We start from the raw sequence: 12,635 nt of genomic DNA, 5'->3' as shown, positions 1-12,635 counted from the left end.
ATGAACTCCGCGCCCGACCCGACCGCCGCTCCAGCGGTCGACTTCGTCAAGCCCGAGGCGGCTCCTCGCGAGCATGCGGATCCACGGACGCACTACGCCCGGGTCGAACTCGTCCTGCCCCTTGACCACCTCGCTCGGGGCGAAGGGTCGTACCCTCCGGTTCCGCTCGAGGCCCTGGCCGACGCGCTCGCCGACGTACGCGAGAACCGCGGCGAGAGTGCCGACATCGTCCTCGACCTCGTTCCTGTCGCCCCCTCCCGGGTCAGGCGCCGACGCAGGCGCCTGCTGGCGCGGGAACAGCTCTCCACCGGCGGCGGGCCGGCGAAGCCCGGCACGCCTCGGAGCACCAACCGCTTCGGATTCGACCTGTCGTCATTGCTGTCCGAGATCGCCACCGAGATGAAGGGCAACCAGGGCCAGGACCAGGACCAGGACCAGAGCCGGCGGCGCCCGCACACCGGCGCCACGCTCATCCGGCGCATGGCCGACTGGAAGACGGCCCGCAGCAAGCTCGCGCCCGGTAACGAGCCCGTCTTCTCCGTGCAGCTCCTCGTCCGCACGGGCGCCCCTGACGCCGATCGGGCCCAGAGCCTCCTCGCTCACGTCCTCGCCGCCCTGAAGCCGTGGTCCGGCGACGAACGCCTCCTGCCCGTCGGCCTCCCCCGTGGCATCACCCGAGTCCGGGACCGGATGCACCAGCGCCGATTCGACCGCCGATTCGAGAGTGGGGTGTTCACCCCGCGCCGCGACTCCTGGTGCACCGCCCCGCAGATCGCCGGCCTCCTCAAGCCCCCGGCCCCGAACGACGGCGCGGCCCACGTCAGCCGCTCCGGTGGAGAGGTCCCGCCCCCGCCTGCCGCGCTGCCGACGTGGACGGGCCAGCACGACCTGCTCCCCCTGGGCTGGGTGGCCCGGCCCGGCGAAGGAGAAAGGCTAGTCGGCGTACCGCTGAAGTACCTCCACCTCGGCCTCTTCCTCGGCAAGTCCGGCTCCGGCAAGACGGAGATGAGTCTCGTCCAGGCGATCGCTCTGGCCCACAACGGGTGCGGTGTCCTCCTCCTCGACCCCCACGGTGACGGCTGGGCACGAGCGCGGCCCTACCTCGCCCACCAGGCGATGGCCGACCGGATCTGGGAGATCGACCTGACCTCGGCCGAACCGGACACGACGGTCGCTTCCTGGAACCCCCTGTCGATGGAGAACCGGATCGAGTCGGAGATCCCCGACATCGTCCAGTCGGTCGTCACCGGGTTCGCGGCTCCTCTGAACTGGTCGGACTCCGCAGGCCGCGTCAAGACGGTACTCACCCGCGCGGTGGAGTCCCTGGTCTCCCTGTCGTGGCAGGTCTGCCGCGCCGGCCGGCCTGAACTGGCACCCACGGTCTTCCAGATCCGGACCATCCTCACCGATGCGGCATGGCGTACTGCGGTGCTTCCCTACCTCCCCAAGGAGACGCGGGACTTCTGGACGAACGCCTTCCCCACGTACACCAAGGACGCCGTTCCGGTCGTCACGGCCGCCATCGACCAGCTGTCCTCGTCGAACGCGATCAAGGCATTCCTCGGTGCGGCGCGATCGACCTACGACGTCCGCCACGCCATGGACACGTCCAAGATCGTCTTTGTCTGTCCCTCCGGAACGGGTGACGCCGACCGTGTCATCAGTTCCTTGTTGATCTACGACCTCTTCCGGGCCGGCCTGTCCCGGCGCGACACGCCTGCCGAACTGCGCCGCCCCTTCTACTCCTTCATCGATGAGCTGGCACATGTGGACAGCGCATCCAAGGGCACTCTGGCGCAGATCACCGAGCAGCTGAGGAAGTTCAACGTCAAGCTGCTGGCGAGGACGCGGACGGCGCAGCACCTCAGCCCCACAGCCCGCCAGGGCCTGCTGCAGGATCCGTCGATCCTCTCCACAGCGGCATCCGACGTCGAGGAAGCCGCCCTGGTGACCCACCGCTGGGACAAGAAGGTGTCGCCGGAAACGATCACCGGGCTCGACCGCCACGACTACGTGATGTCGGTGACCCTCGACGGAGGCACGACGGACCCGTTCCGTGTGCGCGGCGCCTCGATCGAGGAGCTCTACGCCGACTACCACCGGCCCCGGAACGAGGAGCTGCTGCGTCGGGCGATCGACGAGAACCTGGAGCGGCGACCGGTCCGCGACATCCTGACCGACCTGCGCCTCCTGGATCCGCGGCTGCGACAGTTCGTCCCCGCGCTCGCTGCGCAGCCGGACGATGACGTCCTCGTGGGCTCCGGCTCTCCGCCCATCATCAGCGGGACGAGAACCGCCTCTTCCGCAGCTGTCACCCTCGGCAAGGTCCTGCCGCTCGACCCCAACCGGCCGAGGCGCAGGTGACCGCGCACGTGTGGCCCGTGACGGGCGAGAGGTCACGTGCGGGTGGGTCGCCGGCCGGCCTTGCGCACCACTACCCCGAGGACGGGAAGAGTCAAGCCGAGGAAGGTCGGCGTCATGCGGGCGCGATACAGGCAGGCGGCGGTCACCACCGCTCCCAGAGCGGCACACGCGCCGAGTATGAGGCCGTCAAACGGTGTGGAGCTGCCGGTACCGTCGAGATGTCGGACAACGTCAGAGGCCTTGCGGATCCCCTCTATGACGGAGAGCACATCGTAATCTTCCGCCCCCGGCAGGAAGAACGCGGCCGGGGCCCCGAGCACGGCCGCAGAGCGCAGATGGTGTCGATGTCGTCTCCGCATCGCAGTTTGGACAACTGGCCGATGGAACCGCCGCGTTTGTGGCCGGGCAGCGCACGGATCTCCTCGGACAGGGTCTGGTTGGAGGGGGGTTCCCCGTCAGGCCCCGGGCGTCGGCGCAGGAGGAAGGCGAGCTTGGCGGCAAGGGTCAACACGGGTCAACACGGTTCACGACCGGCACCACCGATCGATGGGCGAACACTCCGCCTGGTTGAAATTTTCACCAACATTCCCTCCGCGCCTGCGAGTTCCGTGGCACCGATCATTCTAGTTGACATTGGACACAGCGGATGGCGATGATCGGATGGTCACTCTTCGGCCAAGTTCTTTCGAAGATGGACGAGTTGGTGTCCGCCCTGACCTCAGGCCACACCATGAGCAGGGGGGAGCATGATGAAGCCTGTTGCAGTCACGCGAGCGTTTCTTTCGGCACACCTGACACAGGGGGCCGTGTCCACCGGTCGATGCGAAAGGGGCCGGACCCTCCGTCCGGCTGCCACTCGGGCCCGGTCGGCCCATGAGCGCGCCGCGCCAGCGCACGACCAGGCCGGACCGGCCTCGTCCTTCAGAGCCACCACGGCGTAGCCACGTCGTACGGACACGGAGCGCAATGGAGCCTCCACCTCCGTCCACGGTGCAGTTCGCACGCCCCTGTCTCCGCCTCGCCCGAGGCTGACGACACTTCAGACGCATGCCCTCTGGAGCCCGTTGTGGCTCCGCCTGCCGCATGACCACCCCCTTCTCGTCCGACCACAACATCTACGAGGTTCTGCCAGTGGCACCCCTATCTCAGAGCGACATGCGCCGCGCCGGCCTTGCGCTCGCCGCAGCCGCCGCCGCGGTCGCGGTACTGGCCGGCTGCACCAGCGGGCCGGCCGAAAAGAAGCCCGCGCCGACGATTTCCGCCTCGCCGTCCGCGAGTACGGACCCGCAGGCCGCGGTGAAGGCGGAGGTGGAGGCGGTCTACCGCAAGTTCTGGGACGCCCAGGTGAAGGCGTTCGCGAAGGCCGATGTCCGCGACACGGACCTGGAGAAGTACGCGTTCGACTCCGCTTACGCGCAGGCTCTCGCCGATGTCGCCAGCATGAAGATCAGGGGCGACGCCATGACCGGCGCGCCGGTCATCACACCTCAGGTCACGGCGATCAGCGTCGACCAGGAACCGAAGAAGGCCTCCCTCACCGACTGCCTCGACGTCACGAACTGGAAGGTCGTCGACGCGAAGACCGGAGCCGAGCGGCCCTTGCCGAGCGAGAGGCGCAAGCGTTCGGTCTTCAACTTCGAAGCCCGTACGGTGGGAGGAACGTGGATGATCACCTCTACTCAGCCGCAGGACCGTTCATGCTGAGGTCCCGGCCCCTACATTCCTTACTCCTCCCTCTCCTCGCCGTCATCGTCGTGATGCTCCAGCCCCTGCCCGACGCCCGAGCCGAAGGCAACGGAGACGTAGGTCACTGCAACCAGTACGTCTGTGACCACGTCAAAGCGCCCGGCCAAACGGGTGGGTCGGGTGGCAGCAGCGGTGGTGGCAATGGAGGCGGTCGCGGAGGCGGCGAGCCCATCAACGACGGCCAGACCTGCGCCACCGGTGCGACACACATCGGTGAGTGGCCGTGCCACGTGGACGGAGTAGGCGACTACGACGACCGCAGCAGTTGCTACGTACAGCTCACCAACCCGCAACCTCCGAAGGCCGACCCCATCTGGCGGGGTCACACTGACGGCGCCATCTACACGTTCGTCTGCGTCGCACTGACACACAGCACGATCGGCACGATGCGCTGGATGGCTTCCAACCCCATCCAGAGGGGCCCGACAGCAGCCCAGGTGGCGCAGGAGGCATTCAGCAGGATGCGCCTGGACGGCGCGGCAATCGGCTCCGCACCACCGGCCGGCGCGGAAGGTCTCGTCGGCCTGCCAGTGTGGTTGTGGACGGCCCAGACGCCACAGACCTGGGGCCCGCAGTCGACGACCGCTGCCGCGGGCGACTTCTCGGTCACGGTGACCGCCAAGGTGAAGGGCATCGCCTGGTCGATGGGCGACGGCACAACCATCACCTGCACCAAGCCGGGCACCCCGTACCAACAGAGCTTCGGCAAGGCCGACTCCCCTGACTGTGGGCACCGCTACACCAAGGTCGGCACCCACACGATCACGGCCACCAGCACATGGACCGTGGACTGGACTGCCAGCACCGGCGAGACCGGCACCATCCCGGACACCACCCGCACCTCCACGTCCACGGCTCGCATCGGCGAGCTGCAGGTCGTCAACTAGACCGAGAACACGCCGAGACGGCTTTGGCGTCAGCTGACTGTTCGTCATACATGTGATCATCCGGTTCCGTTGCGGAACCGCCCTATGCACCACGCACGTCTCTTCCGACCACAACACCTATGAGGTTCTGCCCGTGGCACCCCTAGCTCAGGGCGACTTGCGCCGCACCGGCGTTGCGCTCATCGCAGGCTCCGCCGCAGTCGCGGATGATCACCTCCACCCAGCTGCAGGATCGTTCATGCTGAGGCGGCGAGCCCTTCAGGCCGTGCTTCTTCCGCTCCTCGCTGTCATCGCGATGATGCTGCAACCCCTGTCCGACGCCCGGGCCGAGGGGGAGCCGGACGTGGGCCACTGCACCCGGTACGTCTGCGGCGGTGTCACTGTGCCGGGTCATCCGGGTGAGCCGGGTGGCGGCGGAGGGAGCGGAGGTGGCGGCGGCGGTTCCGGCAGCGGCCAGACCTGTGCCACGGGGGCCACCAGCTACTACCAGTGGCCCTGCCACATCGAGGGCATCGGCACCCTCGACGAGCGGAAGATGTGCTACATCGGCCTGATGCATCCCCAGCCGCCGAAGTCCGACCCGAGCTGGCAGGGCCACACCGACGGCGCGATCTACTACTACGCGTGCCTGGCCCAGACCCACGGACTGCCCAACGGCCAGAACGGCGGTTTCCTGCAGTGGCACGCCACGGACCCCCTCGGTGGCGGCCCGTCGCCGGCCCAGCTCGCCCAACAGGCCTTCGACCGCATGCGCCTGGACGGGGCGCAGATCGGAACGGCTCCGCCCGCCAGCTCCGAGGGCCTCGTCGGGGTCCCCGTATGGTTGTGGACCGCACAGTCCCCGCAGACCTGGGGCCCGCAGACGATGACGGTCTCCGCCGGCGGCCTGTCCGTCACGGTGACCGCCAAGGTGAAGGGCATCGCCTGGTCGATGGGCGACGGCACAACCATCACCTGCACCAAGCCGGGCACCCCGTACCAACAGAGCTTCGGCAAGGCCGACTCCCCTGACTGTGGGCACCGCTACACCAAGGTCGGCACCCACACGATCACGGCCACCAGCACATGGACCGTGAGCTGGACTGCCAGCACCGGCGAGACCGGCACCATCCCGGACACCACCCGCACCTCCACGTCCACGGCTCGCATCGGCGAGCTGCAGGTCGTCAACTAGCCCAAGGAACGTACCCAGACGATGGCAAGGACGATCACAACCAGCACATCCGGGCGAGCCGAGCAGACCGCTCCGGCAGGTCCGCTTCCGATCACCCAGGAGGCACCACGACGGCGCCGCCGGCCCGTCGTGGTGGGCGCCGGCCTGGCCCTAGCGGCAGTTGGTGCGCTCGTGGCGGTCTGGCAGGTCAACGAGGCCGGCAACCGGGTGGCCGTCATCGCGCTGGCCCACGACGTCAAGGCGGGCGAAGTCGTCAAGGCCGGTGACCTCGTGGCCGCCGAGGTCGCTCCCGACCCGGCCCTCAAGCCGGTCCCCGTGACCAGGAGCCAGGACATCGTGGGCAAGAGGGCGGCCGCCGATCTCCCCAAGGGCACCCTGATCACCGGAGCCTCGGTCACCGAGGGGGCCAACGTGGCCAAGGGCCGCGACACGGTCGGAGTCCTGGCCAAGCCCGGCCAGCTTCCTGCCCAGCACCTTCGGGCGGGCGACGCGGTCGTCGTCGTCTACACGCCCCAGGACAGCGCCGACGCCAAGAGCGGGCAGAAGCCGGCCACACCGGACAGCATCAGCGCCGTCGTCGTCGCCGTCTCCGCCCCCGACGCGAACGGGGCGCAGGTCGTCGACGTGGCCGTAGCTCCCACCGACAGTGCTCCGCTGGCCACTTGGGCCGCCCGCGGCAGCGCGACCATCGTGCTGAAGGCGAGGAGCTGAATGGCCGTCATAGCACTCGTGTCGGCGAAGTCGTCCGGCGTCACCTGTGCGGCTCTCGCCTTGGCCCTGGCCTCCCCCAGGCCGTCCCTTCTCGTCGAGGCGGATCCCTCCGGCGGGACGATCAGGGCCGGGTACCTCGGCGGCGAGGGCAGTGCGGCCGTCGGCATGCACCGACTGGCCGCTGCGGACCGACAGTCCACCCTGGCCCGCGAGTTCGCCCAGCACTTCGTCAGCCTGGACCGGGATCTCACCGGCAACCGGATGCTGCTCCCGGGCCTGACCGACCCTTCGCAGGCCCCTTCGCTCGCGCGCACCTGGGAGCAGATCGCGACGCTCCTGGGCGTCATGGACCAGAGCGGCTACGACGTAATCATCGACTGCGGACGGTTCGTCCCGGAATCGGAGACCCGGCTGAGCACCACGGCCTATCCGACGCCGCTGATCCGGCAGGCCGACGCCGTCCTGCTCGTCGTGCGCACGACACAGGTGTCGATCACCTCCGCGGCGCCTGCCGTACGGATCCTGCGCGAGGAACTCTCCCACAACGGCACGGGCGCGGACGCGCTCGGCCTGCTCCTCATCGAGGAAGGGCCGTTCTCCTCCAGCAACGTGCAGCAGGAGCTGCAGACACCGGCGATCGCCATGCTCGCCTGGGACCCCGTGACCGCCGACGTCCTCACCCACGGGCGCTTCAAGCGGACGCCGAAGGCGCTGCTGCGCTCGGCCCGGACCGCGCACGGCCCCATCAACGAACTCGTCACGCGGCGCAGGATCCAACTGCGTCCGACCACCATGCCCACGGTGACGGGGAGGGCCTCATGACCGAGACCCACCCGGAATCCCCGGCGATTCCGCACCTCGAGCACCTGTTCACCCAGGCCCTGAGCCAGACGCCCCCGCCGGCGAAGCTCGCCGTCGTACCCAGCCAGACCGCTACGGCCACCGACGTTCCGGCACCCTCCGCACCGGCCGTGGACGGAGCCGTGCCCGGCACCCTGCCCGTCGGGCACGAGGTGATCACCGAACTGCGCGGCCGGGCCAGTCTCCGGATCGGCGAAGCCGCCGCGGCCGACGCCGGGATGAGCGATCAGGACCGCCGTCAGCACGGCCAGTCGATCATCAACGAGGTCGTCTCCCAGTGGGCGACGAAGTACGCGGCCACCACCACACCGCTGACCTTCGCCCAGGAGACACAGCTCAAGAAGGCCGTGTTCGACGAGCTGTTCAGGGCCGGCCGCCTCCAGCCGCTGCTGGACGATCCCAACGTAGAGAACATCATCATCAACGGGAGCCAGGTGCGCGTCGACTACGCCGACCGCCCTTCCCGGAAGTGGGATCCCGTCGCGGCGAGCGACAAGGACCTCATCTCGCTGATCAATCACATCAGCCGCATGCAGGGGCAGGGCGAGAGGGCCCTCACCCCGGCCACCCCGAACCTGAACATGAGGCTGGCCGACGGCTCCCGTCTGGCAGCCTCGGCGTGGGTCACGCCGAGCCCGCAGGTCGTCATCCGCCGCCACCGCACGCGCGGCCAGAGCCTGGACGACCTCGTACGCTGGGGCACCATCGACACCACCCTCGCCCACTTCCTCCGCGCCGCAGTCAAAGCACGCCAGAACATCGTGATCGTAGGATCACAGGGCGTCGGAAAGACTTCGCTGCTGCGCGCCATGGCCCGCGAGATCCCCCGCAACGAAAGGGTCGGCACCCTCGAGAGCGAGTACGAGCTCTACCTCCACGAGGACCCCGAGGGCCCGGAGGTCGTCGCGTACGAGGGACGCGAATCCAACGGTGAACGGGGGCCGGACGGCAAGCTCCAGGGCGAGCTGACGCTATCCGACCTGTTCCCGCAGCTGCTGCGCATGAGCCTGAGGCGGGTCCTGGTGGGCGAGGTCCGCTCCAAGGAAGTCGTGCCCATGCTGCATGCGATGAACGAGGGCGAGGGCGGGTCCATGGCGACCCTCCACGCCCGCAGCCCTCAGCTGTCCATCGAACGTCTGGCGACCCTCTGTCTGGAGGCCGGCATCGGCATGACCGAGGCCCTGGCCTACCGGCTCATAGCCCAGGCCATCAATCTGGTCGTCTACGTGCGCCTCGTCGACGAGACCGAGCTCGTCGGCCCGGACGGCAAGACGGGACGCAAGCACAGGTTCGTCAGTCACGTCATGGAGATCACCGGCATCGGAGAGGGCGGCCGTCCAAGCCACCAAATGGTGTTCGCCCCCCGCGAGCACGACGGCTACCGCGAAGCCCGTGCCGTCCCCCACGGCAACATCTCGCAGGGTCGGCTGCAGGACATGGTCCGTGCCGGACTGGACCGCAGGGTCCTGCAGAACCGGTGGGGTTCCTGGAGCGCGCCGCTGAACACGGTGATGCCGCTATGACGCTCACCCTCGGTTCCCTGCTCGCGGGCCTGGCGGGCCTGGCAGCGGTCGGCGGTCTCGTACTCGCCGTCGTGGGCGGCATCGGCTGGGCACCCTCCACGACCGTGCGGCGACGCAGCCGCACCGAACAGCGGGTCCGGGCCTTCCTGGGCACGGACGCGAAGGCGAAGAACGCCTGGTGGACCGGCGGCAGTTGGCGCCTGGGAGCGGCCGCCGTCCTTGGCATGGTCGTGTGGCTCTTCACCGGCTGGCCGATGGGAGGCCTGCTCACCGTCGCGGTCGTCGTCGGCCTCCCCTGGCTGCTCAACACCTCCGGATCCGGCAAGGAACAGATCGCCAAACTGGAGGGGGTCGAGGAGTGGATCCGGCGCATGTCCGACATCCACACCGTCGGCGTCAGCCTCGAGGCCTCGGTCCAGCGGAGCCTGGAGACGGTCCCGGCGGCCATCAGCACCGAGGTGACCCTCCTGGTGTCGCGCATGACGGCCGGCTGGCTCCCGCAGGACGCCTACCGGAGCTTCGCGGACGACCTCGACGACGCCACCGTCGACGAAGTCGTCGCGCTGCTGATCCTGCACGTCGAGGACCGCGGCGCCGGCTTGAGCCGGGCCATGCGCGAACTCGCCGAAGCCCTGAGCCACGAGGTCCTCATGCGCCGCGAGGTGGAGGCGGACCGGCAGAAGCCCCGTACCAACGACAGGTGGGTGACGATCTTCTGCCTCGGCATCTTCGGGATCACGATGCTCTCCACCGGGTACGTCGAGCCGTACAACACCGTGATGGGCCATGTGGTCCTGGCGGGCGTCGGGGTGGGCTTCGTCCTGGTGAAGATCTGGATGAGGAAGATGGCCGTCATCGATCCCGCCCCCCGCTTCCTGTCCTCCGCCGACCGCTCCGGCGGCACCCGCGGAGCCCTCAGCCTGGAGGAGTCCTCGTGATCCTCTCCCCCTACGCCGCCATAGGCGGGGCCGTCACCGGTCTCGGACTGGTGGTCGCCGCCCGCGGCCTGCTGCCCGGCCGGCCCGACCTCAAGGACGTGCTGTCCCGTATGGACGCCGGCCGCCTGGAGAACCTCGAACGCCGACCCGTCGGCGACCCCGACTCGCTGCTGGAGAAGGCGGGCGCCTTCCTCCTGCGCACCGCGGGCGAGGGCACACTGCGTCTGCCGCGCCAGCAGCTGGAACTCGTCGGCCGCTCCCCCGCCGCCCACCTGGGGCGCAAACTCGGGCTGGCGCTGTACGGGCTCCTGCTACCCGTCCTGGCCGTGGGCCTGGCCAACACCGTCGGCTTCCCCATCCCGTTCGCGATACCCGCGATCGCCGGCCTCGCGCTGGCCGTGGTCTTCTGGCTGATCCCGGACCTGCAGCTCAAGCAGCAGGCCACCGAAGCGCGCGAGGACTTCCGCCACGCGATCAAGGCGTACCTCCGCCTGGTCCAGCTCGAGCGAGCAGCTGACGCCGCACCCACCGAGGCCCTGAAGAAGGCTGCCCAGGTCGGCGACGGCTGGGTGTTCGCGAGGATCCGCGACACCATCACCCGCGCCGAGCTCGAGGGCATCAGCCCCTGGGAGGGCCTCAAGCGGCTCTCCGTCGAGCTCGACGTACCCGAGCTCGGTGCACCGGCCGACATCATCGCCATCGCCGGCGAGGAGGGCGCGGCCGTCGGGGCCACCCTCGGCGCACAGGCGCGCTCCCTGTCCGGCGCGCTCGTCACGGCGGCGAAAGCGCAGGCCAACACGGCCAGCGAAAAGATGGTCATGCCCGTAGCAATGCTCGTACTGATCATGACCGTCTACATCGGCTATCCCGCGCTCTCGCGGATCATGGCCAGTTGACTTCCCTACAAGACAAGGAAATTCCCCATGCACATCGACCCTTCCTGGACCTTCGTCAAGGCCTACTTCGGCGCCCGGATCGAGCGCCTCAAGGAGGCCCGTGACGACCGCGGAGCGATTTCCATCGAGACGATGATGATCGTCGCCGGTCTCGTGGTCGTCGCGGCCATCGCCGCCGGCGTGATCCTGACCAAGGTCAACGAGAAGGCGAAAACCATCAAGTGATCCGTCCTGGCAAGGCGGTGGGACGTCGGTTCCGCGCGCTCGCTCAGAGCGGCGCGCGGGACCGCGGTGCCATGAGCCTGGAGATGCTCATGATTTTCCCCGCGGTATTGCTGATCATCCTGCTCGTCGTCCACGTCGGACTGTGGTGGCACGCGCGCAACGTCGCGATGTCGGCCGCCCAGTTGGGTGTCGAGTCCGCGCGAGTCCGTGGCGCGTCGGGCGAGACCGGCGCCGCGCAGGCCCGCGACTTCCTGTCGCGGGCGGGTGGCAGCATCTCCGGAACCAAGGTGACCGGCAACAAGGGGGCGACGACGGTGCGGATCACGGTCACCGGCAGCGTCGCCACCATGATCCCCGGCCTCGATCTCACCATCAACCAGCATGCGGATGCCCCCGTGGAGCGCCTCACGGAGGCACGATGAAGACCTTCAGGCTCCGGCTGCGGGGCGGTGAGCGCGAACGAGGGTCCCTGTCCCTCGAGGCGGTGATGCTCTTCCCCGCCCTGATCATGGTGCTGTTGCTAGTCGTGGCATTCGGCCGCGTCACCTCCTCCCACAACGCCGTGGACACGGCTGCACGCAACGCGGCCCGCGCCGCGTCCCTGGAACGCAACGGGGGGGCCGCCAGCAGCGCCGGCCAGGCGACGGCCAACAGGGTGCTGGGCCAACAAGGTCTGCGGTGCAACAGCACGTCGGTGTCCATCAGTACGGGGGGGTTCAGCGCACGGATCGGTGAACGGGCCTCCACCACCGTGACGGTGACCTGCGTCGTCAACCTGTCCGACATCGCGCTTCCCGGGCTGCCCGGGGCCAAGACCCTGACCGGTTCTTTCACTTCGCCGATCGACTCGTACCGCCAGCGTGGCTGACCAGGAAGAACGCATGAATCCCGCCCTCGCACCTCGCCTACGGCGCGCCGTGCTGCGTGACCGCGGCTCGATGAGCCTCTTCTTTCTCGTCACCATCGTGGCGCTGCTCGCCGTGGCCGCGCTCGTCGTGGACGGCGGCGGCAAGCTGCGTGCCCGTACCCATGCCGAGGGCGTGGCACAGGAGGCGGCCAGGGCCGGCGGACAGGCGATCGACGCCGGGAGGGTCATCGCCGGCGGAGGGGTGAGCGTGGACCGCAACGCCGCGGTCGCCGCCGCCCGCTCGTACCTGAGCAGCGCGGGCGTGGCCGGATCGGTCAGCGTCAGCGACGACGGCGGCTCTCTGCAGGTCACCGTCAACGAGAACTACCAGCCCGTCTTCCTCGGAAGCGGCAACTGGTCCGTCACAGGTCACGGCCGCGCAAGCCTGGTCTACCGGGGGTAG

Annotated in this window: 15 protein-coding genes; 13 read left to right on the top strand and 2 right to left on the bottom strand. The window is 69.1% G+C overall.

From position 1 onward, the window contains the following. Entirely contained in the window at positions 1–2,364 is a 2,364-nt protein-coding gene (locus tag ACIQ5Y_RS21350; protein WP_403882482.1) for an ATP/GTP-binding protein, read from the top strand. Between the two features lie 32 nt (positions 2,365–2,396). On the opposite strand, the gene ACIQ5Y_RS21345 is transcribed toward ACIQ5Y_RS21350, so the two are convergent. After that, on the bottom strand, positions 2,397–2,633 hold the full coding sequence (locus tag ACIQ5Y_RS21345) for a hypothetical protein (protein ID WP_403882480.1): 237 nt from the start codon (positions 2,631–2,633) through the stop codon (positions 2,397–2,399). An 814-nt stretch (positions 2,634–3,447) separates the two neighbouring features. Here ACIQ5Y_RS21345 and ACIQ5Y_RS21340 point away from each other — a divergent pair. Further along, complete coding sequence (locus ACIQ5Y_RS21340; protein WP_403882477.1) at positions 3,448–4,068, top strand: hypothetical protein; 621 nt, start codon at positions 3,448–3,450, stop codon at positions 4,066–4,068. Between the two features lie 20 nt (positions 4,069–4,088). Here the strand turns inward: ACIQ5Y_RS21340 and ACIQ5Y_RS21335 are convergent, their stop codons facing one another. Beyond that, entirely contained in the window at positions 4,089–4,340 is a 252-nt protein-coding gene (locus tag ACIQ5Y_RS21335) for a hypothetical protein (protein ID WP_403882474.1), read from the bottom strand. On the opposite strand from ACIQ5Y_RS21335, the gene ACIQ5Y_RS21330 reads away from it, so the two are divergent. The 11 genes from ACIQ5Y_RS21330 (at position 4,341) to ACIQ5Y_RS21280 (ending at position 12,635) form a co-directional block, all read left to right on the top strand. After that, entirely contained in the window at positions 4,341–4,997 is a 657-nt protein-coding gene (locus tag ACIQ5Y_RS21330; RefSeq protein ID WP_403882471.1) for an ATP/GTP-binding protein, read from the top strand. Positions 4,998–5,235: 238 nt separating this feature from the next. After that, complete coding sequence (locus tag ACIQ5Y_RS21325; protein WP_403882469.1) at positions 5,236–6,171, top strand: ATP-binding protein; 936 nt, start codon at positions 5,236–5,238, stop codon at positions 6,169–6,171. 171 nt (positions 6,172–6,342) lie between these two features. Next, positions 6,343–6,882, top strand: coding sequence for an SAF domain-containing protein (locus ACIQ5Y_RS21320; RefSeq protein ID WP_403882466.1), 540 nt, complete (start codon positions 6,343–6,345; stop codon positions 6,880–6,882). Beyond that, a complete protein-coding gene (locus ACIQ5Y_RS21315) occupies positions 6,883–7,704 on the top strand; it encodes a hypothetical protein (RefSeq protein WP_403882463.1) in 822 nt (273 codons plus the stop codon). It abuts the gene before it with no gap. Next, positions 7,701–9,266: a CpaF family protein gene (locus ACIQ5Y_RS21310; RefSeq protein WP_403882460.1), complete on the top strand. Its 1,566-nt coding sequence runs from the start codon at positions 7,701–7,703 to the stop codon at positions 9,264–9,266. Before ACIQ5Y_RS21315 ends, ACIQ5Y_RS21310 begins: the two co-directional genes overlap by 4 nt. Further along, positions 9,263–10,204 carry a type II secretion system F family protein gene (locus tag ACIQ5Y_RS21305; protein WP_403882457.1) on the top strand — a complete coding sequence of 314 codons (942 nt, stop codon included), beginning with the start codon at positions 9,263–9,265 and terminating at the stop codon, positions 10,202–10,204. The genes ACIQ5Y_RS21310 and ACIQ5Y_RS21305 overlap by 4 nt, the downstream gene beginning before the upstream one ends. Next, positions 10,201–11,100, top strand: a complete 900-nt coding sequence (locus tag ACIQ5Y_RS21300) for a type II secretion system F family protein (RefSeq protein WP_403882454.1) — start codon at positions 10,201–10,203, stop codon at positions 11,098–11,100. The genes ACIQ5Y_RS21305 and ACIQ5Y_RS21300 overlap by 4 nt, the downstream gene beginning before the upstream one ends. 27 nt (positions 11,101–11,127) lie before the next feature. Beyond that, on the top strand, positions 11,128–11,325 hold the full coding sequence (locus tag ACIQ5Y_RS21295) for a hypothetical protein (protein ID WP_403882450.1): 198 nt from the start codon (positions 11,128–11,130) through the stop codon (positions 11,323–11,325). Between the two features lie 71 nt (positions 11,326–11,396). Then, on the top strand, positions 11,397–11,747 hold the full coding sequence (locus tag ACIQ5Y_RS21290) for a TadE family protein (protein ID WP_403882447.1): 351 nt from the start codon (positions 11,397–11,399) through the stop codon (positions 11,745–11,747). Then, on the top strand, positions 11,744–12,193 hold the full coding sequence (locus tag ACIQ5Y_RS21285) for a TadE family protein (protein WP_403882444.1): 450 nt from the start codon (positions 11,744–11,746) through the stop codon (positions 12,191–12,193). Before ACIQ5Y_RS21290 ends, ACIQ5Y_RS21285 begins: the two co-directional genes overlap by 4 nt. A 70-nt stretch (positions 12,194–12,263) precedes the next feature. Further along, positions 12,264–12,635, top strand: coding sequence for a pilus assembly protein TadG-related protein (locus ACIQ5Y_RS21280; protein ID WP_403882442.1), 372 nt, complete (start codon positions 12,264–12,266; stop codon positions 12,633–12,635).

It is taken from the genome of Streptomyces sp. NPDC096339, from assembly GCF_044762985.1.
GTDB lineage: Bacteria > Actinomycetota > Actinomycetes > Streptomycetales > Streptomycetaceae > Streptomyces.
Note: the sequence above shows the minus strand (reverse complement) of the source record. Positions and strands in the feature narration are given on the sequence as shown.

Excerpts from the sequence above, each read along its gene's own strand:
- ACIQ5Y_RS21350 (WP_403882482.1), top strand. The coding sequence starts at position 1 with ATGAACTCCGCGCCCGACCCGACCGCCGCTCCAGCGGTCGACTTCGTC.
- ACIQ5Y_RS21340 (WP_403882477.1), top strand. The coding sequence starts at position 3,448 with ATGACCACCCCCTTCTCGTCCGACCACAACATCTACGAGGTTCTGCCA.
- ACIQ5Y_RS21325 (WP_403882469.1), top strand. The coding sequence starts at position 5,236 with ATGCTGAGGCGGCGAGCCCTTCAGGCCGTGCTTCTTCCGCTCCTCGCT.
- ACIQ5Y_RS21315 (WP_403882463.1), top strand. The coding sequence starts at position 6,883 with ATGGCCGTCATAGCACTCGTGTCGGCGAAGTCGTCCGGCGTCACCTGT.
- ACIQ5Y_RS21310 (WP_403882460.1), top strand. The coding sequence starts at position 7,701 with ATGACCGAGACCCACCCGGAATCCCCGGCGATTCCGCACCTCGAGCAC.
- ACIQ5Y_RS21305 (WP_403882457.1), top strand. The coding sequence starts at position 9,263 with ATGACGCTCACCCTCGGTTCCCTGCTCGCGGGCCTGGCGGGCCTGGCA.
- ACIQ5Y_RS21295 (WP_403882450.1), top strand. The coding sequence starts at position 11,128 with ATGCACATCGACCCTTCCTGGACCTTCGTCAAGGCCTACTTCGGCGCC.
- ACIQ5Y_RS21290 (WP_403882447.1), top strand. The coding sequence starts at position 11,397 with ATGAGCCTGGAGATGCTCATGATTTTCCCCGCGGTATTGCTGATCATC.
- ACIQ5Y_RS21285 (WP_403882444.1), top strand. The coding sequence starts at position 11,744 with ATGAAGACCTTCAGGCTCCGGCTGCGGGGCGGTGAGCGCGAACGAGGG.
- ACIQ5Y_RS21280 (WP_403882442.1), top strand. The coding sequence starts at position 12,264 with ATGAGCCTCTTCTTTCTCGTCACCATCGTGGCGCTGCTCGCCGTGGCC.